This is a genomic window from Arthrobacter vasquezii (assembly GCF_029455255.1).
GTDB lineage: Bacteria > Actinomycetota > Actinomycetes > Actinomycetales > Micrococcaceae > Arthrobacter_D > Arthrobacter_D parietis.
On the sequence record NZ_JAROKN010000034.1, the window covers coordinates 1 to 25878 of the forward strand.

Consider the following 25878-nt stretch of genomic DNA (forward strand, 5'->3'; position numbering starts at 1 on the left):
GGTCCCCTTCATAACCGAGTGCACCATACCGGTGCCGGAGTCAGTGAGGACGATCGAGTAGTACCGTCCGAGGATGTCCGTCACCGCGCGGTAATCAGCGTCATCGAACGCCTGGGCAACAGCGGGAGGAATCGGCCTTGGGGCCGGTTCCGACCAAGGGTGCGTTGGCGTCCGCAGCCGGTGTTGCTGGCGCTGCAGGTGGAGTGACAAGTTCACCGGGGACGTGGGCCGCGGCCGGCGCATCGTCCGTTGCGCCGGGCTCGGCGAGTGGAGAGTCCGAAACGGAGATGATCGGGGTGCCCACCTCGACCGTCTCGCCCTCCCGAACAAGGAGTTCGGCAACCACACCGGCGTAGGGAGACGGCAACTCAACAAGCGATTTGGCTGTTTCGATCTCGACGATCACGTCGTTGACGGCGACGGTTGCACCGGGTTGTACCTGCCAACGGACAATCTCGGCCTCCGTGAGACCCTCGCCCACGTCAGGAAGGTTGAAGGTATTCAGCGTCATGGGAGTCCTTCTAGTAGGCGAGCACCGTGTCGAGCGAGTGCAGGATGCGGTCGAGGTCCGGCAGGTAGTGTTCCTCGGTGCGTGCAGTGGGGTACGGCAGGTGGAATCCGCCCACCCGGGTGACCGGCGCCTCGAGGGACAGGAAGGCGCGCTCAGTGATGCGCGCGGCGATCTCCCCGCCGATGCCACCGAAGGTAGGCGCTTCGTGTGCTATCAGCAAGCGGCCGGTCTTGAGTACCGACTCCGTGACGGTGTCGAAGTCGATCGGTGAAATGGACCGCAGATCGATGACCTCGACGCTTGTGCCGTCTTCAGCGGCCGCGTTCGCTGCGGCGAGAGCCACCGGTACCAGCGGCCCGTACGCCACAATGGTGGCATCGGTGCCTTCGCGGAGCACCTCTGCCTGGAACGGGCTGGCGGGCACCGCCGATACGTCCACTTCCCCCTTCAGCCAGTAGCGGCGTTTCGGCTCAAAAACGATCACCGGATCCGCGCAGGCCACCGCCTGCTGAATCATCCAGTACGCGTCATGCGGATTGGACGGGGTGATGATCCGCAGGCCTGCGGTGTGGGCGAAGAGCGCTTCGGGCGACTCTGAATGGTGCTCCACGCTCCCGATCCCGCCGCCGTAGGGAATACGAATGACAACCGGCGCGGTCAACAGTCCGTCGCTGCGGGCGTGAATCTTTGCCAGCTGAGTGGTGATCTGGTTGAACCCAGGAAACACGAACCCGTCAAACTGGATTTCGCAGATGGGGAGGTACCCCCGCAGGGCAAGACCGATGGCAGTGCCGATGATCCCGGACTCGGCCAGCGGGGTGTCCACCACGCGTTCCGCCCCGAACTGTGCCTTGAGCCCCTCCGTGACCCGGTAGACACCTCCGAGATCCCCGATGTCCTCGCCCATGAGGAGGGCACTAGGGTGCGCGCCGAGCGCGGCCCTGAGGCCCTCGTTGATTGCCTTGGCTATGGTCATCACTGCCATTAGCGGGCACCTCCCTCGACGTCGAAGCCCGCTTCATAGTCTCTCCAGGCTTTCAGCTCCTCCTGAATGAGTGGATGGGCCTCCGCGTACGTTGTGGCGAAGCGGTGCTCAAGCCCGGGCGCGCTCATGGACAGGACGGCGGTGCGCAGGTCCTTGGCGAGCCCCACCGCCTCCTCCTCCAGTTGCTGAAAGAAATCGTCACCGGTGCCGGCTGCGCGCAGGTGACGTTCTACACGGGTGAGTGGATCTCGGGCGACCCACTGCTCCTCCTCGGTGGCGAGGCGGTACTTCGTGGGGTCATCGGCAGTGGTGTGTGCACTCATCCGGTAGGTGAAGGCTTCGATGAGCACAGGTCCCCCGCCGTTTCGCGCGCGATCCAACGCCCAACGCGTGACGGCCTGCACGGCGAGGACGTCGTTGCCATCAACACGGATCCCGGGGAAACCGTACCCCTGAGCGCGGTGCGCCAGGGGAACCCGGGACTGGACTTCCGTGGGTACCGAAATGGCCCAGTGGTTGTTCTGGCAGAAGAAGACCGCGGGCGCGTTGAAGGACGCGGCGAAGACCATCGATTCATGGACGTCGCCCTCGGAACTGGCGCCGTCTCCGAAGTAGGCCACCGTCGCGGCTTTTGGCAACGATGGCTCCGCGAACTGATCCCGCTGCATGCCCATGGCGTAACCGACGGCGTGCAGGCACTGGGCCGCGAGTACCAGTGTGTACAGATGGAAGTTGGTGTCCTTGGGGTTCCATCCACCGTTGGTGACGCCCCGGAACAGCTTGAGCAGGTCCGCGTGGGCGACTCCGCGCGCCACCGCGACGCCATGCTCGCGGTACGTGGGAAACGCGTAGTCCTGGACCTGCATGGCGCGCGCGGAGCCGATCTGCGCTGCCTCCTGGCCGCGCATCGGCACCCACAGCGCAAGCTCTCCCTGACGCTGAAGTGCGGTAGCTTCCTGATCGAAGCGCCTGATCAGGTACATGTCCCGATACAGCGCGGCCAGCTCATCCTCCGCGGGGAGATAGCCCCTGAAGGCCGAGCTCTTGAGCTCCCCTTCAGGAGAGAGCATCTGCACCATGCCGGACGGGTCCCGAGGGAACTCCGGCAGGTGCCGGGCGTCGAGCTGCTCCTCTGCATCAAACTCGGCCGCAGGCAGGCGGGATGTGGCCATACTGTGGATCCTCGCAGGTAATATTCCGTGGGCGTTATATCTATTCGACCGTTCATGCACTGCAGTGCATGCGCAATCCTACAAGAGTAACGACGACGGCGCCCACGTCCTATTTGTGAAGTGCTAGGAAACTCCCGGACCCTTTGTGTACGTTGCACAAAGCTCGAGGAACCGTGAGTTTGCCTCGGGTTCGCCGATACTCACCCTGATGCCTTCTACGCCGAAGGGCCGGACGGAGAGAGCCTGCTGTTCCGCCAATGCTGCGAATTCCGGCGTGTTTTCTCCGAGCGCGAGCCAGATGAAGTTACCCTCGGCCTCCGGCACCTCCCAGCCGAGGTGCTTCAGCCCGTCGACCACGCGGTTGCGTTCGTCAACGATCGTCTGAACCCGTTCCCGAACCTCGTCAATGTGCTGCAGGGAGGTGACTGCCGCATGCTCGGCAATCTGGGACACCGCGAAAGGGGTTGCACTGACACGAAGGTGCTCGGTGAGTGCCGGCCGGGAGATGGAGTACCCGACCCGCAGCCCGGCGAGGCCATGAGCCTTGGAGAAAGTGCGAAGGACAATGACGTTGGGGTAATCGCGGTATAGCTGAAGGCCCTCGACGGCCTCTTCTTTCCGAACAAACTCCACGTACGCTTCATCCAGCACCACAACGATGTTTCTCGGCACCTTGGCGAGGAAACCGCGCACTTCCTGCTCTGCCAACGCCGGGCCGGTCGGGTTGTTCGGTGTGCATAGGAGGATCACCCGGGTGCGGTCGGTGATTGCTGATGCCATCGCGTCGAGGTCATGGGTCGAATCCGGAAGCAGTGGGACCTGCACGCTCATGGCTCCGGCCAGTCCGACGCAGATCGGGTATGCCTCGAAAGACCGCCAGGGGTAGATGACCTCGTCGGGTGCGTCGTAATCGTTCTGACCTGCGAATGCGGCGAGGATCTGATTCAGCGCTCCGAGGCTTCCGGCGCCGGTGACGATGTCCTCGGGAGGCACTCCCAGAAAAGCCGCGAGTTCGGTGCGCAGTGTTGTAGTCATGGGATCCGGGTAGCGGTTGACTGCCGTCTGACTGCCAATCGCCTGCAGTACTGCCGGGAGCGGTGGAAGCGGATTCTCGTTTGAAGAAAGCTTGAAGCTTTGTAGGCCCTCGATCACTACCGGGGGTTTCCCGGCGGCGTAACGGGGTAGGCGGCCAAGTACGCTGCGCGGGTGGATGCGGGTGACCTCTTCCGCAGCAGCATCGGTGTGGTGTTCGGGTGCACTCATGTGCACAAGCGTACTGGGCAGGGGATGCACGTCGGGGCGTCGGCGGAACACCGGAACTTCTGCCGGATCGATGAACCGCAACCGGAGATGTGACAGCATTGGTGCATGCTCAGGTTCATAGTGAGGGTACTCATCAATGCTCTTGCCCTCTGGGTGGCAGCATGGCTGCTGCCCGGCATCGAGGTGGGGTCGGAAGCCGCTGCTGAAGTGTCCACCAATGAAACCGTCGCAAGCGTGCTCTCGTACCTCTTCGTTGGTCTGGTATTCGGGATTGTCAACGCGCTGGTCAGGCCCGTCGTGTCCCTGCTCTCACTGCCCCTGACTATCCTTACCCTCGGGCTCTTCACGATCATCATCAATGCAGGCATGCTGATGCTGACCTCCTGGCTGACCTCCTTCACGCTTATCGGCTTCGTGGTTGACGACTTCTTCTGGACCGCGATCCTGGGAGCGATCATCATCAGCCTTGTCTCACTTGTTGCGGGTTCGATCACCGGAACCAGGCGTTAGCACCGGGCCCAGCTTCCGTTCGCTGCGTGGTGCGTTGGGCGGCGCCGGCTGCGGGCCCAGCAACGAAGGACGGGTGATCTGGAAAACGTGACGCTTGGCCGAGGCTCCCGTAACAGCCGCGCCGAGCGCCGCAGTAACCGGTGCAATTGAAGGGTGCGTGCTCAGGTCCACGGCTTGTGCGCCTTCTCGGTAACTGTCGATCTTGTGCGCCGGGCCTAAACCAAATTCTTCTCCTTCCGCCAGTTTGGCGTGGTGGTCGAGGACCACGGAAACCTGGTTGGGCTGGTCTTCACGCGGAAGGAGGTCTACATGGGGCACGATGTCCCAGGTATGGGCAAGATGGAGGAATGTGGTCTCATCGGGGGTTTCCTCCAGTTCCACCGGCGATCCCGCCGTCACAACGTGAGCGATGGAGTACTTCTCAGACACAGGGCCGCTGTTGGCGAGGTTCATCGCATGCATGCCGCCCTGGCTGTAGCCAACGAGAACCACTGTGGCGCCCTCTTCGGCATCTACGCCTTCCAAAGCGCGAGCCACAGCATCGCCGACGTACGCACTGTTCATTCCTCGCGCCTCTGCCACGCCATGGAAACTGAAAGGTTCTTCCCAACTACTCCCTTCCGAGCCTGGAATCACCACAACATAGGTAGATTCTGATTCGCCCGCCACTTCAAGGATCTCGAAGGCGCTTCCTGGCTCTGCGCTGGCGTGGGAGACCTGCGCCAACAAGTTGTCGACGGTTCCATCCAGGCGTGCGGTCTCCGATCGTGTGTGCTCGACGGTCAACGGAGCAGCCACCAGTGGGAGCGAACCAAAAGGATCTCCAGCAGTTCGCGTGTCACCGATGAGCCCACGAACCACGACATCAGCCGCCTCATACGCAAAGCGGCTCAACCGGATCTTGTCCGCGGTGCTCCGGAGCTCAGAACTGCTGTCAAGGAGCCTTCGGCGCGCCAGGTTGATCGCTTCTGCGGCCGCTGCGCCAGTTGAGAACGACGCGGCGGTAGCAACTGCGTTGCCTGCTGCCATCAACTGGAGCGTCGACAATCGGGCGTCCACAGCGGCAACGGTCTCGGCCGCACTGCTTAGTTCTTGCCCAGCGTCTGCAACAATCTGCGCTCCCCTGTCCAGCTCATCCCATTGGAAGCGGATGCCTCCGACGCCGCCAATAACCCTTGCGACGCCGTCGACGTCCGGTGACGTGTGCACGGGTGTCAGGTCATGCTCGGTGCTCATATTTGCGAGCCGTTTGTTGTTTCGCCCATACGCAGTGCAACCCCATACCCCTCCATTGATACAGCGGCCTCACGCAAGAGAACTGATGCGCTGCGAAGGCCGGTTTCCCTCTCGATCAGATATGCGCGGAAATTGCGTCCTGCCGGAGATTCCCAGCCGATACTCCGAGCGACACCGAGCCGCTCGCGCACGGCGTCGACAACATCGGCCTGTAGACGCAGTTGTCTGGCGAAGTCGCGTGCTGCCTCGCTAGGCTCCTGCTCGCAAATTAAGCCCGACGACATACTGAGATACATGCTCCGCACTCTCCTCACCTCGCTGTTGTATCTGCCCATGACGCTAGGCGCCGACGAAGGTCCGGCGCTCGGCAGACGGGGCGTATGTTGATATCCCGCTGGAATCCTGTGCCTGTGAAGGAGTTGTCACGCATGGGAGGTATACCGCCGGTCATGGAATGATTGGACCCATGCCGCACACTCCTTCCTCCCGGGTCAACCTTGCGTCCGTATCGATTCACCAGGGTGACAGCCAGGTGCCGATCGCCCTTGGGCCCCTCGACGGGAGATACCGTCCAGCAGTTGCTCCGCTGGTCGATTACCTGTCTGAAGCTGCACTCAACCGGGATCGCGTTCACGTGGAAGTGGAGTGGCTGATCCACCTCACCCGCAAGAGCGTCCTGCCTGGAACGGCTCCACTCACCGACGTGCAGGAAGCAGCGCTCCGGGAGATTGTCACTTCGTTTGATGGCAGCGCGGTCAGCGAACTCGCCGAAATTGAGCGGGTCACGGTGCATGACGTCAAGGCGGTTGAATACTTCATTGGAAGCCGGCTTGAAGGCATCGGCATCAGCCGCCTGAAACCCCTCGTCCACTTCGGCTGCACCTCTGAGGACATCAACAACCTGTCCTACGCTCTCGGGGTGAAGGGCGCAGTGGAGAATGTCTGGCTTCCTGCGGCGGAGGCGCTCGTGGACCAGATCACGGCAATGGCCGAAGAATCCCGGTCCGTCCCCATGTTGTCTCGGACCCATGGACAGCCCGCCACGCCCACCACCCTGGGCAAGGAGCTCGCCGTCGTTGCGCACCGCCTGTCCCGGCAGCTCGAACGCGCCCGCCGTACGGAGTACCTGGGGAAGATCAACGGGGCAACCGGCACCTTTGCCGCCCACGTCGCCTCCGTGCCGGGCGCCGAATGGCAGAGCGTCGCCAGGGAATTCGTGGAAGGGCTGGGCCTGACGTGGAACCCGCTGACCACGCAGATTGAATCCCACGACTGGCAGGCCGAACTGTACGCCGACGTTGCCCGCTTCAACCGCATCCTGCATAACTTCTGCACGGACGTATGGAGCTACATCTCGATCGGTTACTTCGCGCAGGTGCCGGTAGCGGGAGCAACCGGTTCCTCGACCATGCCGCACAAGGTCAATCCCATCCGATTCGAGAACGCAGAGGCCAACCTTGAGATCTCCTGCTCGCTCCTGGATGTCCTGGCCTCCACTCTGGTGACCTCACGGTGGCAGCGCGATCTGACCGACTCCTCCTCCCAGCGCAACATCGGTGTGGCTTTCGGGCATTCACTGCTGGCCATCTCCAACGTCTCCAAGGGGCTCGATCGCCTGGATGTCGCGGAGTCCGTGCTGGCTGCTGACCTGGACACCAACTGGGAGGTCCTTGGGGAAGCCGTCCAGATGGTGATGCGTGCCGAGGCGATCGCTGGAACTCCGGGCATGGAAGACCCCTACGAGCGGCTGAAGGACCTCACCCGTGGACACCGCGTTGACGCAGCTCGAATGCGTGAATTCGTTCTCGAACTGGGGCTCTCAGCGGAGGCCGAGGAACGGCTGCTCGCTCTCACTCCAGCAACCTACACGGGCATTGCGGAACATCTTGTGGACCACCTCCGCTAACCGGTCGTGCTGCCAAGCGCCGTCGTCGTTTTTTCATGGCTGTCCCAGCGCCGCAGGGTGGGGAGAATGAGCTGGCCGTGATCGCCGGGCAGCAAGTCCAATGCCTCAGCCACCTGCCCCGACGTCATGCCGCGGGCGAGCGTGATGTGCGGTACCCAGCGGTCAGGGACGCAGTTCCCGGTGACACCCGGCACGCCGTCGAGAGCTTGGTGCACGGTTTGATGAAAGTCAAGAAGTGCTCTACTGACGACGCCGAGGCGCGCCAGCACCTGGCCCCGGCCGGTCCTGAACAGCACCAGACCCGCCGTGTGGATGGGAAGCGGCAGCGCCTCGGCGAGCGCCGCAAGAGTGCTGTCATACTCAGCCGGAATCCGTGGCGCAGCCAGCAGGGTGATATGAGCGCGGTTCGAAGCCGCGGTATGCCGTGCCTGGGAAGGTAAGCCGGCCCGCTTGAGGATGTCCCAATCTGAGCGCAGAAGCTCCTCCCCGGTTGCTTCGAGGAGGAGTTCCACACTGTCCATCGTCAGCGCGGATTCTGCCGGTAGTCTCCGATGCCGAAGGAGCCGTCTTCCTCGACCGTGCCTGATCTTGGATCGTATTGCGGCCGCTGGTACGCCATCTCGCCGCCGCTGCGGCCGCCGAATGGACGCCCGTGGTCGGCATATTCCTCGCGGAAGTATGCGAGGCACCAGTCACCGAGCTGGACACGTGCGCCGGTCCTCAGGATGGACGGTCCGTCCGACCGCACACTTCCCCGAACGGGTCCATGCGGTATGAGCACGTACTCGTCGTCGACGTTGTGCTCTACTGTGGCATGCACGGGAAGCAGGCCGTCGAGCACCAGGTCGGCGTCCGGCGAGCTTCCTATCACCAGCTTCTCCCCAACCAGATTCACTTCACGAGGGACCTGCCCGTTCCAGGTCTCGGAATCCTGCACGAAGATGAGGCGCGGACGCCCGCTGCCCCTCGTGTGGTGGGTGGTGGTCACCTGGCGACGGATGCGGCGGTTCACCGTGGGAACGAGGGGAAACGGGGTCGACGGCGGCAGTAGCGGCACGCTGGATTTGCGGCTGCCGCCCCGGATCAGAGGAGCCAGTGCCGTGATTGAGCCCGCACGGATGTGCGCTGACCGCGTCATCAGGCGCTGGGCCATGGACGTTTCCACCTTGCCGATGCTTACCAGGGTTCCGGCAGGACCGGCGATGGTCACGGTGAGGCCCTTGGTGGCCAGGTTCGCTGCGAGCTCGCGGACACTCTCCAGAGAGGGCATACCCCCGAAGCCTGCTACCGCTGGATCCTCGCAGTAGATGGTCACCTCGGACCCGGCCGCGCTGACGGTGCCGCTTGTGGCGCGGGTGGATCCGCCGTCGTCGTTCTCCGAGAATGAGAAGGCGAGATCGATGTCGAGGCGTACCCGCTGTGACACGGGTCAGCTCCGGTGGGTGTCGGAGCCCGCGGCGTCGTTGTCGCTGGTGGTGACCCGTACGGTTCCGTTCAGCTTCCAGGTTGCGCGGGGTGCGTCCGGGCCGATGTCCCGCGGCACTTCGACGGTCATGTCGATGAAGCTGTAATTGACGGCAGCGCCCTTACCGGTGAGATAGGACCACATTTCCTCGGCGAGGTCTGCCCAGTCCCGGATGCTGCGGTTGTTATCAACAGAGGTGTTTTCAGACATGGCGAATTTTCCTTGCGTACTTTCGGTTCTGTCCGGCGCCCTCTACCCGCCTGACCTGACAAGTCCGAGCCTAACCCGCGCCGGCCCACAAGTGAACCCTTCATCCACAGACTGGCAGAAGCTGTAAGTGCGGACTGCCAGAATGGGGCCATGGCATTCGACCGGTACCCCGTCCGGCGCGTGGAGGAGGCCCGGGACAAGACCTTGGCACGCACTGTATGGCCAGCCACGCTGGCGCCGGTTGCGCAGGTTCTGCAGGAAGGGCTGGACCTCGAGCGGAGACCATGCACGGATTCTTCACCTACCTGGAGAAAAACCCCAGTAGCCGTGGGGATGCAGCGTTCCACGACACGTCCCATGAGGAATCCTTCCTGGAACTGGTCGTCGACCGTTTCCGCGGAGCCGGCCTATGGGTGCTGGATGAGCCGGAATCAGCGCTGTCCTTCTCCGGATGCCTGGCGCTGGTGGGGGTGCTCAAGCAGCTGCTCGCGGACGGCAAGTCCCAAGTGCTCCTGTCGACCCACTCCCCGCTTCTCGCCGCCCTGCCGGAGGCGCAGATTCTCGAGGTGGGCGAATGGGGGCTGCGGGAGCGGGAATGGGAGGACCTGGCGCTCGTGGACAACTGGCGTGAATTCCTGAAGGCGCCTGACCGGTACCTGCGCCATGTCTAGCGCTGGGCACCCGTCCACACATAGAACTTCTCCGGCCTGCCCGCCGCACCGTACTTCGGCACAATGCGCGCGCTGCCCTTCGTCACGAGGTACTCAAGGTACCTCCGCGCGCTCACCCTTGCGAGACCGAGCTGGGCGGCAACCTCGGACGCAGAGAAGCCGACGCCGGAGGTCCGGAGCGCACCGACCACGGATTCAAGGGTGGGCTGGGACAACCCTTTCGGCAAGGATTCTGTCAGCATCGGAGGCGGCGTCGGCGGAGTCCTCGCCGGCGTCGCGGAGAGCAACCTGTCGATGCGGTCCTGATCCAGGGGACCGGCTGAAACGGAGCTGTGCTCCGCGATGCTCGCGCGGTGCTGAACGTAGTCGTCCAGCCGCTGCATCAGGACCTTCGAGTTGAATGGCTTGACGAGGTAATGAAGTACCCCGCCAGCCATTGCCGCACGCACCGTTTCCAGTTCCCGGGCCGCTGTGATGGCAATGATGTCCACCGGGTCACCGGGGATGGTGCGGGCGGCCCGCAGCACGTCGATTCCGGACATGTCCGGCAAATGAATATCGAGCAGCATCAGCTCCGGCTTCATTTCACGCACCTTCTCAAGCGCCTCGCCGCCGGAATTTGCCACGCCAACGACGTCGAAGCCTCCGTGCGCAAGCAGGAACCCTGAGTGCACACCGGCAATCTCCTGATCGTCGTCGACGACCAGCGTTCGAATCAGGCTCACGGAGCGAGCACCCCGGCGGCGTGAGGTTCCACTGAGCTCGGAAATTTCTGCTCCAGCGGAACAGGCGCCGGGCCGAGCGTCACCGCAATGTGAGCGCCGCCCAGCACCGACTCCGTGAGCGTCACGCTGCCCGCGCGGCGCTCTGCAACGCGTTGCACGAGCGCCAGTCCGAAGCCGCGGGAACCTGCGCCTGCGGCGTCCTTGGTTGAGAACCCCGTTGCAAACACCTGCGAGCGCAGGTGTTCGGGGATCCCGGGGCCGTCGTCGGACACCGCTATGGAACAGCCGCCGGCGTCAGAGGTGAGCCGGACGTGGATTGTCCCGTTGGAACCGACGGCGTCGACGGCGTTATCGATGAGGTTCCCCAACACCGTCACCGGATCCGTGGTGCCGTCCGCCTCGAAGGCCGAAGCCTCGTCCACGATCAAACTGATGCCCTTTTCGGCGCAGATGGTGGTCTTGGCCATGAGGAGACTTGCGGTGTCCGGATCGCTGACACCGGGCGAGAAGTCTCCGGACACCACCGACCCGCCATGACCTGAGCGGGAAATGAAATCCACCGCCTTGTCTGTGCGGCCAAGCTCGAGCAAACCCGAGATGACGTGCATCTTATTTGCGAACTCATGCGCCTGGCTGCGGAGGGCCTGCGTGACATCACGCGCACCATCCAGGTCCAGCAGCAGCTGGTGGAGTTCCGTGCGGTCGCGCAACACCAGCACGCTTCCCACGCGGCGACCGTCAACGACGGCGTCGCTTGAGCGGGCGAGGAGCACCCGTTCACCCACCAGAACGGTCTCATCGGCGTCCCCTGCCGAACCGAACATGCCGGCCAGGGCGGGTTCCAGGACGGCGCTTGCCGGACGGCCCATCACCTCATCACCCAGATCGAGCAACCGCTTGGCCTCGTCATTGAGCACGGCCAGGCGTCCGCGTTCATCCAGCGCGACCACCCCCTCGCCGATGCCGTGGAGCATGGCGTCACGGGTCTCGAGCAGCGCTGCGATTTCTTCGGGCTCGAGCCGGTAGATGCGGCGCCAGATCAGCCGTGAGATCCAGATTGATCCAGCGGTTCCGGCAAGCGCAGCCACAATGAGCCAGGCAAGGAGCACCGGCAGGTCTTCCTGGAGATCCGCCGCGAGAGTCGACTCCAGGGTACCCACCGAGGCGGTCCCGATCACGGTTCCGTCCTCCCCCCGAATGGGAACCTTCACGCGCCATGACTCGCCGAGTGTTCCGGTCTGCGTGCCCACGAAAGTTTCACCGGACAGCGGGACGGATGGATCAGTGGACACCATCTGACCGATCATGTCCGGGTTCGGGTGTGAATACCGGATTCCGACGTCGTCAGTCACCACCACATACGTGACTCCAGTGGCCTGAGTGGTGAGTTCAGCAATCGGCTGGATGACCGCGCTGGGATCCTCGTCGTCGAACGCGTCCACGACGGACGGCAACTGGGCGATTGATTGCGCCACTCCGACCATGCGGCCCTGGTAGGCATCGCGAATCTGCTGTTCCTGCATCCGGACGGCGACGGTGCCGGCAACCAGCACAATGATCAGCACAATCAGCAGCTGCAGGAAGAACAGCTGTGATCTAAGCGACATTGACCGGATCATCCTTCCATTCTCGCATGATCGGGTGTATGGATCCGGCGGAAAGCCAACGCTGGATCCGGAACTTTCTCATGACCATAAAGACCACTACGCACATTGTGACCGTATGGTTCCCGCGCGGCTCTTCCCTTCCTACGCTGGACCGGAACGTGTGGTGAGGCGCATCACATGTCGGTATTGAACGTAGGAAGGTTCCACCCAATGAAGCACGAGAGCACAATGAAGCGCTTGTCGGCTGTAGGCGCCATCGGCGTCGCATCTGTCCTTGCCCTGTCCGCCTGCGGCAGCACGTCCGGCGGCACGGAAGCCGAGTCCGGAATCGACCGGCTCAACATCATCGTCCCCGCCGATCCGGGTGGCGGTTGGGATCAGACCGGCCGTGCCATGCAGAAGGATCTGCAGGATAACGATCTGGTGGGCAACGCTTCGGTAGTGAACGTCGGCGGCGCGGGCGGCACAAACGGGCTTGCGCAGCTGGCCACCGAGCAGGACCCCAACACACTCATGGTGATGGGCTACGTCATGGTCGGCGCCGTCGAAACCAATGCAGCCCAAACGCGTATCGAAGACACCACGCCCATTGCGCGGCTGACAGAAGAACCGCTGATCGTCGTCGTGCCGGCCGATTCACCGTTCCAGAGCATCGACGATCTCCTCTCCGCAGTCGAGAAGGACGGTCAGGGCGTTTCCATCACCGGCGGATCAGCCGGCGGCGCTGACCACATCCTCGCAGGCCAGATGCTGAAAGAGGCCGGAATCGCCCCCGATAGCCTCAACTACATTCCCTACTCCGGCGGCGGTGAGTCGCTCGCTGCGCTGCTCGGTAACAAGGTGTCTGCCGGCATCTCAGGCGTCGGCGAGTACGCCGAACAGGTGAAGGCCGGCAAGCTGCGTGCACTCGCAGTGTCAGGTGCAGAGCCCGCAGCTCTGTTGCCGGACGTTCCCACCCTGACGGATGAGGGCGTGGACCTGGTGCTGACCAACTGGCGCGGCGTTGTGGCCCCGGGAACCATCGACGAGGCCAAGGCAGCCGAGCTGACCGAACTGGTCACCGAAATGTCCGAAACCGAAGCCTGGCAGACCACGCTTGAAACCAACGCCTGGGACGACGCCTTCCTTGCCGGCGAGGAGTTCGACGCCTTCCTGACCGAAGACATCGCCGCCGTAAAGACCACGCTGACCGAGATCGGTCTGCTGTAACGGCGATGAGCTCTTCAATCAACGAGGCGCCGGGCGGGAGCGGCACGAAAGCCGCGACCGCCCGGCCCCTCGGCGAACTGATCTTCGCGGGAATGATCGTCGGCGTCGGCGTCGTCGGTTTCGTTGCCGGCGCGCAGATTCCCATCCCGCCGTCCGCGGGCGTTGTTGGCCCCCGTGTCTTCCCGTTCATCGTCTCCGGCATCATGGTGGCCATCGGCATCGGGCTGGTCATCCAGCTCCTTCGCGGACACACCGGTGCTGCCGAGGAAGGCGAGGACATTGACCCCAACGTAAAGACCGACTGGCTCACCGTCGGCAAGCTCGTCGGGTTCCTCGCCATTCACATCGCACTCATTGTTCCGCTCGGCTGGCCGGTAGCGGCCGCCGTCCTCTTTTTCGGTGCCGCCTGGTCCCTCGGTGCCAAGCCGTGGTGGCGCAACGCAATCATCGCCGTCGTTCTCGCGCTGATCCTCCAGTTCGTGTTCGCGGGACTTCTCGGGGTCTCGCTGCCGGCCGGTTTCCTCCTGGAAGGAGTTGAAATCTTCAATGGATAATTTCATGGCATTGCTTGAGGGTTTCAGCGTTGCGATGCAGCCGATGTACCTGCTGTACGCGCTCGGCGGCGTGCTGGTGGGTACCGCTGTAGGCGTCCTGCCGGGCATCGGCCCGGCCATGACCGTGGCACTGCTCATGCCCATCACGTACAGCCTTGACCCCACGGCGGCGATCATCGTCTTTGCGGGCATCTACTACGGCGGCATGTACGGCGGCTCCACAACCTCGATCCTCCTGAACACGCCCGGCGAATCAGCCTCCATTGTGACCGCACTTGAGGGCAACAAGATGGCCAAGGCGGGCAGGGGCGCCGCGGCACTGGCGACGGCGGCGATCGGCTCGTTCATTGCCGGCACGGTCGCCACCGTGCTACTGAGCTTCGTTGCACCCTATGTCGCTGAATTCGCAGTGCAGATCGGGCCCACCGAGTACGTGGCGCTCATGATCGTTGCGTTCCTGACCGTCGGGGCACTGCTCGGTGCCTCCGTGCTGCGGGGGCTTGCGTCGCTGGCGCTGGGCCTGTTCATTGCCCTGATCGGCGTCGACGCGCTGACAGCCCAGCAGCGGTACACGTTCGGCAACCCGTTCCTGGCGGACGGTATCGACGTCGTTCTGGTGGCAGTGGCGCTCTTCGCGGTGGGTGAGGCGCTCTATGTCGCCTCCCGCCTCCGCCACGGTCCCGTCAAGGTGATTCCCGTGGCCGGGCGCTGGACCAACTGGATGCGCACGGAGGACTGGAAGCGGTCCTGGAAACCCTGGCTTCGCGGAACGTTCATCGGCTTCCCGGTGGGAACCATTCCCGCCGGCGGTGCGGACGTCGCAACCTTCCTGTCCTACGCCTCCGAGCGGAAGCTCGCGAAGGGCGAGCGGAAGAAGCAGTTCGGCAAGGGCGCCATCGAGGGCGTCGCCGGTCCCGAGTCTGCCAACAACGCGGCCGCGGCCGGTGTCCTGGTTCCGCTGCTGACGCTTGGCATTCCGACGACGGCCACTGCAGCCATGATGCTCGTCGCGTTCCAGCGCTACAACATCCAGCCCGGACCCCTCCTGTTCGAGGTTGAGGGTGCACTGGTGTGGGCGCTGATTGCGAGCCTCTACGTGGGCAACTTGATGCTGCTGGTCCTGAACCTGCCGCTCGTGGGTATCTGGGTCAAGATCCTGCAGATCCCCCGGCCCTACCTCTACTCCGGAATCATGGTCTTCGCTGCGATGGGCGCCTTCTCAGTGAACTTCACCCCGGTGGACGTGTTTGTCCTGCTGGTTATCGGCGTACTCGGATTCTTCATGCGCCGTTACGGCTATCCGATCGCTCCGATGGTGGTGGGACTCATCCTCGGTCCGATCTTCGAGGATCAGCTCCGGCGTTCGCTTGCCATCTCGCAGGGTGATCCAACCGCACTGGTCAGCACACCGATCGCCGCGACCATCTACGCGGTGCTCATTGTCATCTTTGCCCTCTCCTTCTGGTTGAAGAAACGTCAGAAGGCCATGGAGTCCGAGGTGGCCGATGAAACCCCTGTTGCCACCGTCGAGCTGAAAGAAGGCGGAAAATGAGTGCTGTTGTACTCGGTTACGTGCCGAATGCGCTGGGTGACGCCGCCGCGACAGCCGCGGTTGACGAGGCTCGCCAACGCGGCGCGACACTCGTGGTGGTCAACACCACCCGCGCGGACCGCCTGGTGGACCCGACCTACGCCGACGACGACGACATGTCCCGCCTGCAGGACACGCTGCGGACTTCCGGAGTGGACTTCACCGTCCATCACGGAACGTCGAAGGACACGGCCGCGGAGGACGTGCTGGAGGCGGCTGTTCGCCATGCCGCCGAACTCATCGTGATCGGGCTGCGTCACCGAACACCGGTGGGCAAGCTGATCATGGGTTCCACCGCGCAGTCGATCCTGTTGGGCGCTGGCTGCAACGTGCTTGCGGTGAAGGCCTGACTGCTGACAGGTGAATGGCCCCGGCGGAGATATCCGCCGGGGCCATTGCTTTTTCCGGCCTCACACGCTGGCCCGCTCTGCCAGGATCTCGTCGATCTGGCCCATTGCCTCCTTGAGCCCCTCCTCCATACCCATCTCGATCATCTGCTGCAATTGCTCGGCGCTCTCGAAGCTGGATGCCACCGTCATCCGTGTGCGGCCCGCTTCAACCTCCTCCAGGATGACGACGGCGTGGGTCTCCCCCATTTCGCCCGTGGGGGCACCGGACTCATCGGCAAAGCCGTCGTTGAACTCCAGCCGCCGGGGCGAATCAATCGCGGTGAACTTCCACCAGCCGCGGCTCTTCTCCCCATCCGGGCCCGTCATGAAATAGCTTGACGAGCCGCCCTCGCGGAACTCGTGCTTGTCGAACGTGGCCGGCCACGTCGGCGGGCCCCACCAACGCTCGAGCTGACGCGGATCCTCCCAGATCTGCCAGACGCGTTCGACGGCGGCGTCAAACTCCGCAACGATCGTGAGGCTGAGCGCCTCGAGGTCCTTTTCGGTACTGATGACAGCCATGATGACTACCTTTCCTGATATCGACTACTCATCCTCTGCGAGGATCTCGGTGATCCGGTCGACGCGCTGCCGCCAGATCAACTCGAACTCGTCAAGCAGCTGCCGCGCCTTCCGAACTGTTTCCCGGTTGGCACGCACCATCTGCTCCCTTCCGCGTTTCTCCTTGGTGACCAGCGACGCCTGTTCCAGCACCGCTACGTGCTTCTGCACCGCCGCGAAACTCATGGCGTAGTGCGCAGCCAGGGCTGAAACTGAGTACTCCTCGCTGATTGCTCGGAGCACAATGCTGCGTCTCGTGCTGTCCGCGAGTGCGTGGAACAACCGGTCCACTTCAGGTTCCGAAAGCTGATCTACAACCATTTGGTTGTAGATTATTCCTCCATGGTGCAGGGGTCAAGGGGTATTGCGGAAATTTTCAGAGGACCGTGTAACGGGTCTGCACAGCCCCGTCCTTGAGTGCTCTCACGTCGTCCAACTGCAGCCGCACATCGGCCGAGAGTGCGCCGAACAGTGGTTTCCCTTCGCCAATGAGAACAGGAACCCGCGTGAGGGTGAGAGTTCGGATCAAACCAGCGGCAAGGAAGGTGCGCACAGTTCTGCCGCCGTCCACATAGACGTTGCGGGCGCCGTCGTCATCCAGCAGCGCAGTGGCCTCGCCGAGTGAGCGCACAATCCGGATACGGGGGTCATCCGTTTCGAGCGTGGTACTCAACACGAGCACCGGTGTATCGCCGGAGAACCACTCCCCCATCCCTTGCACCACGTCATAGGTGCTTCTGCCCATCACCAGGTGGTCGACCGAAGCCATGAATCCAGTGAAACCTGATACGTCCGGATTGTTGGCCTCCCCGGCTGATGCGTCGCCTGTCAACCAATCGAGGCTGTCGTCGGCCCTTGCGATCATCCCGTCGACGCTCATGCCAATGAACACATGCCCGGACCACTGCCGCTGAGTCATGGAAGCATCGTAGACCCGGCACGTGTTTCCAGGGCAGCGGTGGCCTCGAATTCAAGCGCCCTCAGCACAGCGGCTATGCCCCTCGCTGGATCTGTGCACCCTCCCGGACGATCAGGTCCACGATTGCGAGGACGTCCTTGAGGTCATCCCCGCTCTGCTGTTCGGAAGCCGCGCCGGCGAAGAACGCGGCGTCGTAATACAGTCCGTCTCCTAACAGCTTCACGGCGCGGGCAACGGCGCGGCTCCCGAGCTCGGATTCGAGGGCACCCAGCCACTGCTCCTGAATGAGCGCGAAGGTTTCCTGTGCTTTCGGGTGGCCCTGCTGAGCGAGGCGCGCCATGGCTACGAGCGCCCGGTCCAGGGGGCTGTTCTCATACATGGAGGTACGGACGTAATAGCGCGCCGGACCTTCCGGATCCGCCGCCATTGCCTCCCGGTCCCGGGCAACGAGACTCTCGAGGCGATCAGCAAGCCCGTCAACGAGGGCCTCCTTGGATGGGAAGTGATAGAGCAGCCCACCCTTGGACACGTCCGCTGCCGCGGCCACCGATTCCATGGTGGCACTGCGCTCCCCATCGCTGATGAGGATGCTTTCGTAGCTGTCAAGAATCCGTTCGCGGGCACTGGCCATGACCTTCATCATACTGACGCCGATTCGCTTTACTGTACCGGCTGGACGGTATAGCTTAAACCCATGACCCAGTTCTACACTTCTGTCCCGGCTGCCACCCGCTCGCTCGCTGTCCCTCCGCGTGCCGGTCGCCGTGAGTGGTGGGCGCTGGCGGCTCTGATGCTGCCGGTGCTGCTGGTGGCAGTGGACAATACGGTCCTGAGTTTCGCCATGCCGGAAATCTCGCTTGCGTTCAACACCAGCGGTACAACCCTGCTGTGGATCATCGACAGTTACCCGCTGGTCCTCGCCGGCTTACTGGTTGCAATGGGCAGTTTCGGCGACCGATTCGGACGGCGCCGGCTTTTGATGATCGGCGCCACCGGGTTTGCTGTCTTTTCCGTGGTTGCCGCCTTCGCACCCACGGCCGAGTTTCTGGTGGCAGCCCGCGTTGGTCTCGGTGTGTTCGGCGCCATGCTGATGCCGTCAACGCTCTCCCTCATCCGAAACATCTTCCTCGACCGGAACCAGCGCCGCCTCGCTGTCGCGGTCTGGGCAGCCGGTTTTTCGGCGGGTGCTGCCCTCGGTCCGCTGGTGGGCGGCGCACTCCTGGAGCATTTCTGGTGGGGCTCGGTGTTCCTGTTGGCTGTTCCCGTACTCCTGGTCCTTCTCGTTGTTACGCCCCTGCTGGTTCCGGAGTCAGCGGATCCCAACCCGGGCCGCGTCGACTACCTGAGCATCATGCTCTCCGTCAGCACCATGCTGCCCATCGTCTTCGCCATCAAGACCTTCGCGAAAGGCGGGTCCGCAGCGGTGGTTGCTGCCGCCGTCGTCGTTGGTCTTGCCGCGGGTACCGCGTTTGTCCGCCGCCAGTTGAGGCGGCAGAATCCCATGCTCGACGTGCGCCTCTTCACCGTGCGGCCATTCACCGGTGCGGTGCTGGTGAACCTGCTGGCAATCTTCTCGCTGGTCGGGTTTCTCTACTTCGTGTCTCAGCATCTGCAGCTGGTGCTCGGGCTCAGTCCGCTGGAGGCCGGCGCGGTCCTGGTGCCCGGCCTGGTCATGACGATTGTTGCGGGACTCGCCGTCGTGCCGCTGGTCCGGAAAGTTGCACCACATGTGGTGGTCCCGGCTGCCCTGCTGCTTTCGGCGGGAGCATATGCGTTTGTCGCGCTGCTGAGCCAGGGCGGATCGATCGGCGCCTTGCTTGCGGCCTTCGTGCTGCTCGGCGCGGGCGTGGGGGCATCCGAGACGGTGTCGAACGACCTGATCCTGTCCAGCGTGCCGGCAGCGAAAGCGGGCGCAGCGTCAGCCATCTCGGAGACTGCCTACGAGGTCGGCTCCGTCTTCGGCACCGCGCTCCTCGGCAGCATCCTGCTCGCTTCCTACCAGGAGCACCTGAGGCTTCCTGCCGGGCTGAGTCCTGAACAGGGAACGACGGCGACAGAAACGCTGGGCGGCGCCATCAACGTCGCGTCGGAACTGCCTTCGGAGAGCGGGGCGCTCCTGTTGGAGTCGGCGTTCCACGCGTTCGACAGCGGCGTTGTTCTTACGTCAGGAATCGGCGCGGTTCTCATGCTCGCCGCTTCCGGCCTAGCCTTCTGGAGTCTGCGCAAGCCGTCCGCCGCCTGAGCCTCATTAAGCAGGACACGCCCCCTATCCCGAGGGATAAGGGGCGTGTCCTGCTCATTCAAGGTAAGGGTTAGGCGGAGGGGTCAAGCGCTCCGCTGCAGGCCGCACCCGGCTCGCGGGTCTGCTCGCCCTGGATGTACTTGGTGAGAAAGGCAACGAGACGCTCATCGTCAGCCGAGTCAACGCCCAGCTGAAGGCCCCAGGCGCTCGCCATGATCGGTGATTCCTGGCCTTCGTAAGGGCTCAGGAGGACGTAGCTCCGCTCCCCCACGAGATCGGTGAGGGCATCGATCTCGGACTGCTCCAGATCCGGCTGGTACGTGATCCATACAGCGCCATGCTCAAGGGAGTGGACGGTGTTTTCATTGGGGATCGGCTCCGTGTAGATGCCGCAGTTGGTCCAGATGGCGTTGTGGTTCCCACCGACGGGAGGATCCTGCTCATACTCAACGGGTCCGGGGACGTGCTCGAAGGATGTCACCTCGATGGTTTCAAGACCCTCAATGGGCTGCTCGGCGAGCGCATCCAGGCGATCGTTCTCCCGCACCTGCTGCACAATTACGATGGTGACAGCGACGATGATGGCGACAATCACCAGTGCAATGCCGCCGAAGATCAGGCTGTTCCGCTTCCGTTCGCTGGCCCGCTGCTGTGACTGGAGCGCCTTCAACCGTGCCTGCCGGTCCACGTTCTCCTGAGCTCGTTTCTTATTCAACGCGCTGATTTCCTTCTGTTTTTGTAAGGGTTCGGGTCTAAATGTACCGGGCGGGTGGCCTAGAGCTGCGCCAGGAGCTTTTCCATCTCCACGATCTCAATCTGCTGGCCGGCCGCCATCTTGCGGGCGAGCTCGCGCAGTTCCGGGTCCTCCGCCAAATCCACACCCGCCTGAGCCATGTCCACACCGGCTATGTGGTGGTCAATCATGAGCTCGAGGTACAGCCGCTCAGCGTCCTCGCCGGTCGCCTCGGCGAGCGCCTGCATTTCTTCGGGCGTTGCCATGCCGGGCATCAGAGTGTCCGCGGCGGCGGCACCCTCGCCCTCGGCGCCGGTGCCGCCATCGGCATGTGCGGTGTGTCCGCTGCCTGCCATCCACGCCATCCGATCCGCATCACTGCTTTGCGGCAGACCCCATTCCTCCAGCCAGGCGTACATCTGGCCGACCTGGTGCTGCTGGGTCATGGCGATGTCATACGCAATAGTGCGGATGACGACGTCGTCAGTCTGGTCACGCACGATGCGCGACATCTCCACGGCCTGGGAATGGTGGACCTGCATGTCACGCGCGAATCCAGCGTCCGCACTGTTGGTCCCCGGCGTCTCAGGATCTGCCGCCACCCTGCCCGCGGTGAAGGCGAGGGCAAATAGGGCGGCCACCGCGATGAGGCCGAGAAGGAGGAGGACGCGCTTCTGCCACGCCTCAAGGTTGAGGGTCATGAGGGGTTGCCTTTCGTGTCTTGCTATCTAACGTAGGGCACCGGGCGAATCGTTCCCAATCCATACCCCCTAGGGGTACTTGACGCATACCCCCGCCGGGTATATGTTGGAGTGACAACCGGGAGGAATCATGACGCAGACAACAACGGAACACGGTTACACCGCTGACAAGGAGGCCTACCTCCTCAGGCTTAAGCGCATTGAGGGTCAGGTCCGTGGAATTGCGCGGATGGTGGAGGAGGACAAGTACTGCATTGACGTCCTCACCCAGGTTTCCGCCGTGAACAAGGCACTGCATGCGGTCAGCATCGGGCTCCTTGAAGAGCACATTGCTCACTGCGTCGTCGGTGCCGCAAATGAGTCACAGGCGTCCGGAGACCCCCGGGCAGTTAACGAAAAAGTTCAGGAGGCAACAGCGGCCATCAGCCGGCTGTTGCGGTAATTCCTGCACATCACCGAAGGAGAACAATCATGAGCACCACAACAGTCAGCATCTCGGGAATGACCTGCGGCCACTGCGTTGACTCAGTCAGCGAGGAGATCTCCGCCATCGAGGGCGTCCAGAACGTCTCCGTTGAGCTGAACAAGGGTGGAATTTCCACCGCAACCGTCACCTCAGAGGGTGACATCGACTCAGAGCAGATCGGCGAAGCCGTGGCGGAAGCCGGCTACGTCGTCGTTTCCAACGACGCGTAGTAGAACTCCGGCGAAAAGCCGGCCTGGAAGGACCATCATGACCACCACACCGGACACTACAGAAACCGCGAGCGCAACCAGGGTAGTTGAGCTCGATATCCAGGGCATGACCTGCGCTTCATGCGTGGGTCGGGTGGAGCGCAAACTCGGCAAGCTCAGCGGCGTCGAGGCGAGCGTCAACTTGCCACTGGAATCCGCGATGGTGACGGTGCCTGCGCACATCTCGGATGAAGACATCGTCAACACGGTGAATGCCACCGGCTACACCGCGCAGCTGAAGAAGTCGCCGCACGGGCCCGGGCCATCGACGGAAGGCGAACCCGCGGCGGACGGGATGGACCATGATCACATGTCGCACGGAGGCACGGCGTCCCAGCTGCGTCCCCGCCTGATCACCGCTGCCGTCCTGACCGTCCCGGTATTCCTCATCTCGATGATCCCGGCGCTCCAGTTCCCGCACTGGGGTTGGGTGGTGCTTGCCCTCAGCACGCCGGTAGTGACGTGGTCTGCGTGGTCCTTCCATAAGGCCGCGGCCATCAACGCGCGGCACTTCTCCTCCACGATGGACACGCTGGTGTCGATCGGCGTCACCGCCGCTTATCTGTTCTCACTGGGCCAGCTCCTCGCTGACCCGATGGTTACAGCGCACGTCGGTATGGATATGGGCGGGCACGCGCTCTACTTCGAGGTTGCCGCCGTCGTGGTCACCTTCCTCCTGCTCGGCAGGTATCTGGAAGCCAATGCCAAGCAGCGGGCCGGTGATGCACTGAAGTCCCTCCTCAATCTCGGGGCCAAGGATGCCACCGTGCTGCGCCAACAGGGCGGTGAGCGTGTCGAAGTGAAGGTGCCGGCGTCGTCGCTGGTGCATGGTGATGAGTTCGTTGTCCGGCCGGGTGAGAAGATCGCGACCGACGGCTTCGTGGTCGAGGGTCGCAGCGCCGTGGACACCTCGCTCATCACCGGAGAGTCAGTGCCCGTCGAGGTTGGCCCGGACAGCACCGTCACCGGCGCAACCATCAACACGTCCGGCCGGCTGATCATCCGAGCAACCCGCGTCGGGAGCGAGACCACCCTGGCGCAGATGGGCCGGCTGGTGAGCCAGGCGCAGAGCGGCAAGGCGCCGATCGCACGGCTCGCCGACCGCATCAGCGCAGTCTTTGTGCCCGTGGTCCTTGTGATCGCGGTGCTCACCTTCGCGGCGTGGCTCGTCTTCAGCGGTGATGTCGAAGCAGCGTTCACGGCCGCCGTCGCAGTGCTGGTCATTGCCTGCCCGTGCGCGTTGGGGCTCGCAACACCGACCGCGCTGCTCACCGGTACGGGCCGGGGCGCCCAGCTGGGCATCCTCATCCGGGGTCCCCAGGTCCTCGAGGACACCCGGACGGTCGACACCATCGTTCTGGACAAGACCGGCACCGTGACCAGCGGCCGGTTGTCCGTGACGGACGTCGTCGTGCTTGGTTCCCGCAGCCGGGAAGACGTGCTGTCGCTGGCTGCGGCTGTGGAGTCCGCCAGCGAACACCCCATTGCGCAGGCCATTGCGGCCGCCGCTCCGGGGCACCCGCCGGTGAGCGACTTCATCAGCTCCGCAGGCGGCGGTGTGCGTGGGACCGTTGACGGTTCTACGGTGCTGGCCGGGCGTGCCGGTTGGCTGGAGGAGAACGACGTCGACATCACCGAGGCGCACCGTTCGGCTCTTGCTGCGGAGCAGGAGGCCGGTTCCACCGCCATTTGGGTTGCCGTCAATGGTGAGGTTGCCGGGCTGATCAGTCTGCAGGACACCGTCAAGGAGTCCTCAGCCGCTGCCATTGAGCGGCTCAAGCAGCTCGGGCTGCGGCCTATGCTCCTCACCGGTGACAACGCCGCCGTGGCACGGAAAATCGCCTCGGAAGTAGGCATTGCTCCCGGAGACGTCATGGCGGATGTGCTCCCCGAGGGCAAGGTAGAGGCCGTGAAGCGGCTTCAGGCGGAGGGGGCAACCGTTGCCATGGCAGGTGACGGCGTGAATGATGCCGCTGCGTTGGCGCAGGCTGACCTTGGCATCGCGATGGGCTCGGGCACAGACGTGGCGATTGAAGCCGCTGACCTCACCGTGATGGGCAACAGCCTGGAGCAGGTGGCCCAGGCCATCGAGCTGTCCCGGAAGACGCTCGGCACCATCAAGTCCAACCTGTTCTGGGCCTTCTTCTACAACACGATCGGTATTCCGATTGCCGCGCTGGGGCTGCTGAACCCCATGGTCGCCGGAGCTGCGATGGCGGCGAGTTCGGTGCTGGTGGTCGCCAATTCGCTGCGGTTGCGCCGGTTCGGGAAATAGCGCTTGGTGTGGGGCCAGCCGGACTTACTGTTCCGCTGGTCCCACTCCCTAGCTGCCCGGCGTTGTCGGTACAGGTTCTACGACGTTTGCCTGGTCGAGCGGGTCGCGGGAGCCAGCCGCCTGCCGGAGTTCGTCGATGCGGACCAGGATCACGCCGCCGACAATCAGCGCACCGCCGAGCAGCTGGATGACTGAGGGCAGCTCGCCGAGAATGAGCCACGATGCCAGGACGGCGAACATCACTTCAGTAAGACCGACGAAGGATGCCACCTTCGACCCAAGGCCCCGAGCGGCGAAGATTCCGGTGACATAGGCGAGCACCGTCGCAATCAGAACCAGCATCAGGACGGGAACCAGCCAGGACGTCTGCCAGCCTGCGAGGGTCACGTCGCGGAACTCGAACGCAAAAGGCATCACGCCGATGAGCCCGAGCACGAGGATCGTGAAAGCGCCGACCAGCATACCGCCGCCGGCCATTATCAGTGGCGGCAGGTCGTCGTCGGCTTTTGCCGACATTACAAAGAACACCGCGAGGCAGACCGCGGCTCCGAGTCCATACAGAACCCCGATGGGGTCCAACCGTTGATCGCCGGTCAGGTCAAGGACAAGAAGCAGTCCGAGCATGGCGGTGATGGATCCGCAGATGGTGAGCCTACTCGGCGCCCTGCGGGAGCGGAGCCATAACCATCCGACAATGAGCACGGGCGCGAGGTACTCGAGCAGCAGTGAAACGCCGACTGACATCCGCTGAACAGCACTGAAGTAGAAGAACTGACAGAGCGCAATGGCGGTTGCGCCGTAGATGATCAGCGTCAGTGCGTTGCGCCGCAGCGTGCCCCAGCGGCCTCGGAGCGCAACCACCACGGGGACAAGCAGCACCAGGGCTGCGCCACCGATACGGATTCCGACGGCGGCACCAGGGCTCCATCCGATCTCCAGCAGCGATTTGGCGAAGGGCCCTGACACGCCGAAGGAGGCGGCTGACAGCAGCGCAAACCACAGTCCGGTAGCTGTACCGCTTCTCATGGGTGTCCCTCATAACGTCATAACCAAAGTGTACTTACGGTAATGACGTTACGCAGAGAATTGGTTATGAGTCAACACCAGCTACGGTCATGACGCACCAGCTATGCTTTCTGCTTCGCGGCTGCCTTCGCCGCGCGTTTGGTCTCACGAACCTTCGCCAGTGACTCTGCGTCAGTGATGTTCGCAACGGACCGGAAGCAGCCGTTCTCGCCGTAGTGGCCTGCTGCCTCCCGCCACCCGGAGCCCGTGAAGTCATAGCGTTCGCCGAGCAACGCAAGGAAAATCTGCGCTTTCTGGACCCCAAAGCCCGGCAGGCCCTTCAGCCGCTTCAGCACCTCGGCGCCGTCAGGTTCACCACGCGTCCAGATGGCCGACGCGTCGCCACCCCATTCATCCACCACCGTCCGGCAGAGTGTCTGGATCCGGGCCGCCATGTTGCCGGGATAGCGGTGCACAGCGGGAGGGGTCCGGCAGAGCTCAACAAAAGCGTCGGCGTCGTACTCTGCGATGGTGGCGGCATCCAGCGCGCCCAGCCGTGCCTTGATCTTGGCCGGCCCCGCAAAGGCCGTTTCCATCGCTACCTGCTGGTCGAGGAGCATGCCCAGCAGCAGCGCGAGCGGATTGTTGGACAGCAGCTCATCAGCTTCGCTGTCGCCGGTGATGTGAACATGTGGCGCCATGG

At 63.5% G+C, this 25878-nt stretch carries 29 protein-coding genes and 1 pseudogene; 11 read left to right on the forward strand and 19 right to left on the reverse strand.

The annotated features are described in order from the left end of the window. Window positions 1-127: 127 nt before the first annotated feature. The 4 genes and pseudogenes from P4U43_RS18075 to P4U43_RS12095 form a co-directional block, all read right to left on the reverse strand. Window positions 128-511 (reverse strand): annotated as a pseudogene (locus tag P4U43_RS18075) (biotin/lipoyl-containing protein); the annotation flags it as partial. 10 nt (window positions 512-521) lie between these two features. Then, entirely contained in the window at window positions 522-1496 is a 975-nt protein-coding gene (locus P4U43_RS12085; RefSeq protein WP_277358960.1) for an alpha-ketoacid dehydrogenase subunit beta, read from the reverse strand. Then, window positions 1496-2668, reverse strand: coding sequence for a pyruvate dehydrogenase (acetyl-transferring) E1 component subunit alpha (gene pdhA, locus P4U43_RS12090; RefSeq protein ID WP_277358961.1), 1173 nt, complete (start codon window positions 2666-2668; stop codon window positions 1496-1498). Before pdhA ends, P4U43_RS12085 begins: the two co-directional genes overlap by 1 nt. 123 nt (window positions 2669-2791) lie before the next feature. Continuing rightward, on the reverse strand, window positions 2792-3931 hold the full coding sequence (locus P4U43_RS12095; protein ID WP_277358962.1) for a histidinol-phosphate transaminase: 1140 nt from the start codon (window positions 3929-3931) through the stop codon (window positions 2792-2794). A gap of 105 nt (window positions 3932-4036) precedes the next feature. Between P4U43_RS12095 and P4U43_RS12100 the strand changes: the two genes are divergently transcribed. Next, window positions 4037-4441: a phage holin family protein gene (locus P4U43_RS12100; protein ID WP_277358963.1), complete on the forward strand. Its 405-nt coding sequence runs from the start codon at window positions 4037-4039 to the stop codon at window positions 4439-4441. Here the strand turns inward: P4U43_RS12100 and P4U43_RS12105 are convergent. After that, a complete protein-coding gene (locus P4U43_RS12105) occupies window positions 4403-5677 on the reverse strand; it encodes an alpha/beta hydrolase family protein (RefSeq protein WP_277358964.1) in 1275 nt (424 codons plus the stop codon). The two genes, P4U43_RS12100 and P4U43_RS12105, sit on opposite strands and share 39 nt — an antisense overlap. After that, window positions 5674-5973 carry a hypothetical protein gene (locus P4U43_RS12110; protein ID WP_277358965.1) on the reverse strand — a complete coding sequence of 100 codons (300 nt, stop codon included), beginning with the start codon at window positions 5971-5973 and terminating at the stop codon, window positions 5674-5676. The genes P4U43_RS12105 and P4U43_RS12110 overlap by 4 nt, the downstream gene beginning before the upstream one ends. A 170-nt stretch (window positions 5974-6143) precedes the next feature. Between P4U43_RS12110 and purB the strand changes: the two genes are divergently transcribed. Then, on the forward strand, window positions 6144-7583 hold the full coding sequence (gene purB / locus P4U43_RS12115) for an adenylosuccinate lyase (RefSeq protein ID WP_277358966.1): 1440 nt from the start codon (window positions 6144-6146) through the stop codon (window positions 7581-7583). Here purB and P4U43_RS12120 read toward each other — a convergent pair. From P4U43_RS12120 to P4U43_RS12130, 3 genes are read right to left on the reverse strand one after another with little or no spacing between them, the layout of a single operon-like run. Further along, window positions 7580-8104: a 2'-5' RNA ligase family protein gene (locus P4U43_RS12120; protein WP_277358967.1), complete on the reverse strand. Its 525-nt coding sequence runs from the start codon at window positions 8102-8104 to the stop codon at window positions 7580-7582. The genes purB and P4U43_RS12120 overlap by 4 nt on opposite strands. 2 nt (window positions 8105-8106) lie before the next feature. Continuing rightward, window positions 8107-9009, reverse strand: coding sequence for an FHA domain-containing protein (locus P4U43_RS12125; protein WP_277358968.1), 903 nt, complete (start codon window positions 9007-9009; stop codon window positions 8107-8109). 3 nt (window positions 9010-9012) lie between these two features. Further along, complete coding sequence (locus P4U43_RS12130) at window positions 9013-9258, reverse strand: hypothetical protein (protein ID WP_277358969.1); 246 nt, start codon at window positions 9256-9258, stop codon at window positions 9013-9015. A 284-nt stretch (window positions 9259-9542) separates the two neighbouring features. On the opposite strand from P4U43_RS12130, the gene P4U43_RS12135 reads away from it, so the two are divergent. Beyond that, entirely contained in the window at window positions 9543-9929 is a 387-nt protein-coding gene (locus P4U43_RS12135; protein WP_318533027.1) for a hypothetical protein, read from the forward strand. Here the strand turns inward: P4U43_RS12135 and P4U43_RS12140 are convergent. After that, window positions 9926-10654, reverse strand: a complete 729-nt coding sequence (locus tag P4U43_RS12140; RefSeq protein WP_277358970.1) for a response regulator — start codon at window positions 10652-10654, stop codon at window positions 9926-9928. The two genes, P4U43_RS12135 and P4U43_RS12140, sit on opposite strands and share 4 nt — an antisense overlap. Continuing rightward, window positions 10651-12261 (reverse strand): sensor histidine kinase, encoded by a 1611-nt coding sequence (locus P4U43_RS12145; protein ID WP_277358971.1) that lies wholly within the window; start codon window positions 12259-12261, stop codon window positions 10651-10653. The genes P4U43_RS12140 and P4U43_RS12145 overlap by 4 nt, the downstream gene beginning before the upstream one ends. 210 nt (window positions 12262-12471) lie before the next feature. Between P4U43_RS12145 and P4U43_RS12150 the strand changes: the two genes are divergently transcribed. The 4 genes from P4U43_RS12150 to P4U43_RS12165 are packed head-to-tail and all read left to right on the forward strand — an operon-like array spanning window position 12472 to window position 15965. After that, window positions 12472-13470: a Bug family tripartite tricarboxylate transporter substrate binding protein gene (locus P4U43_RS12150; protein ID WP_277358972.1), complete on the forward strand. Its 999-nt coding sequence runs from the start codon at window positions 12472-12474 to the stop codon at window positions 13468-13470. A gap of 5 nt (window positions 13471-13475) precedes the next feature. Then, a complete protein-coding gene (locus P4U43_RS12155) occupies window positions 13476-14024 on the forward strand; it encodes a tripartite tricarboxylate transporter TctB family protein (RefSeq protein WP_277358973.1) in 549 nt (182 codons plus the stop codon). After that, a complete protein-coding gene (locus P4U43_RS12160) occupies window positions 14017-15576 on the forward strand; it encodes a tripartite tricarboxylate transporter permease (protein ID WP_277358974.1) in 1560 nt (519 codons plus the stop codon). Before P4U43_RS12155 ends, P4U43_RS12160 begins: the two co-directional genes overlap by 8 nt. Beyond that, entirely contained in the window at window positions 15573-15965 is a 393-nt protein-coding gene (locus tag P4U43_RS12165; protein WP_277358975.1) for a universal stress protein, read from the forward strand. Before P4U43_RS12160 ends, P4U43_RS12165 begins: the two co-directional genes overlap by 4 nt. A gap of 60 nt (window positions 15966-16025) precedes the next feature. Here the strand turns inward: P4U43_RS12165 and P4U43_RS12170 are convergent, their stop codons facing one another. The 4 genes from P4U43_RS12170 to P4U43_RS12185 all read right to left on the reverse strand — a co-directional run bounded on the left by P4U43_RS12170 (window position 16026) and on the right by P4U43_RS12185 (window position 18115). Then, a complete protein-coding gene (locus P4U43_RS12170) occupies window positions 16026-16526 on the reverse strand; it encodes an SRPBCC family protein (protein ID WP_277358976.1) in 501 nt (166 codons plus the stop codon). A 24-nt stretch (window positions 16527-16550) separates the two neighbouring features. Next, window positions 16551-16886 (reverse strand): ArsR/SmtB family transcription factor, encoded by a 336-nt coding sequence (locus P4U43_RS12175; protein WP_277358977.1) that lies wholly within the window; start codon window positions 16884-16886, stop codon window positions 16551-16553. Window positions 16887-16941: 55 nt separating this feature from the next. After that, window positions 16942-17484, reverse strand: a complete 543-nt coding sequence (locus P4U43_RS12180) for a dihydrofolate reductase family protein (protein WP_277358978.1) — start codon at window positions 17482-17484, stop codon at window positions 16942-16944. A 73-nt stretch (window positions 17485-17557) separates the two neighbouring features. Further along, complete coding sequence (locus P4U43_RS12185; protein WP_277358979.1) at window positions 17558-18115, reverse strand: TetR/AcrR family transcriptional regulator; 558 nt, start codon at window positions 18113-18115, stop codon at window positions 17558-17560. A 63-nt stretch (window positions 18116-18178) separates the two neighbouring features. Between P4U43_RS12185 and P4U43_RS12190 the strand changes: the two genes are divergently transcribed. Continuing rightward, window positions 18179-19726 (forward strand): MFS transporter, encoded by a 1548-nt coding sequence (locus tag P4U43_RS12190; protein WP_277358980.1) that lies wholly within the window; start codon window positions 18179-18181, stop codon window positions 19724-19726. Between the two features lie 70 nt (window positions 19727-19796). On the opposite strand, the gene P4U43_RS12195 is transcribed toward P4U43_RS12190, so the two are convergent. Together P4U43_RS12195 and P4U43_RS12200 are read right to left on the reverse strand one after the other, a co-directional pair. After that, window positions 19797-20441: a DUF3105 domain-containing protein gene (locus P4U43_RS12195; protein WP_277358981.1), complete on the reverse strand. Its 645-nt coding sequence runs from the start codon at window positions 20439-20441 to the stop codon at window positions 19797-19799. Between the two features lie 59 nt (window positions 20442-20500). Then, window positions 20501-21160 (reverse strand): DUF305 domain-containing protein, encoded by a 660-nt coding sequence (locus P4U43_RS12200; RefSeq protein ID WP_277358982.1) that lies wholly within the window; start codon window positions 21158-21160, stop codon window positions 20501-20503. Window positions 21161-21290: 130 nt separating this feature from the next. Here P4U43_RS12200 and P4U43_RS12205 point away from each other — a divergent pair, with 130 nt between their 5' ends. Genes P4U43_RS12205 through P4U43_RS12215 form a run of 3 tightly spaced genes read left to right on the forward strand, consistent with a single transcriptional unit; the run spans window position 21291 to window position 24170 of the window. Beyond that, a complete protein-coding gene (locus P4U43_RS12205) occupies window positions 21291-21602 on the forward strand; it encodes a metal-sensitive transcriptional regulator (RefSeq protein WP_056545419.1) in 312 nt (103 codons plus the stop codon). 29 nt (window positions 21603-21631) lie between these two features. Then, window positions 21632-21856, forward strand: coding sequence for a heavy-metal-associated domain-containing protein (locus tag P4U43_RS12210; protein WP_056545421.1), 225 nt, complete (start codon window positions 21632-21634; stop codon window positions 21854-21856). 37 nt (window positions 21857-21893) lie between these two features. Next, window positions 21894-24170: a heavy metal translocating P-type ATPase gene (locus P4U43_RS12215; RefSeq protein ID WP_277358983.1), complete on the forward strand. Its 2277-nt coding sequence runs from the start codon at window positions 21894-21896 to the stop codon at window positions 24168-24170. Window positions 24171-24218: 48 nt separating this feature from the next. Here the strand turns inward: P4U43_RS12215 and P4U43_RS12220 are convergent, their stop codons facing one another. After that, window positions 24219-25196, reverse strand: coding sequence for an EamA family transporter (locus tag P4U43_RS12220; RefSeq protein WP_277358984.1), 978 nt, complete (start codon window positions 25194-25196; stop codon window positions 24219-24221). Window positions 25197-25297: 101 nt separating this feature from the next. Beyond that, window positions 25298-25876, reverse strand: coding sequence for an HhH-GPD-type base excision DNA repair protein (locus P4U43_RS12225; RefSeq protein ID WP_056545479.1), 579 nt, complete (start codon window positions 25874-25876; stop codon window positions 25298-25300). Between the last annotated feature and the right edge of the window lie 2 nt (window positions 25877-25878).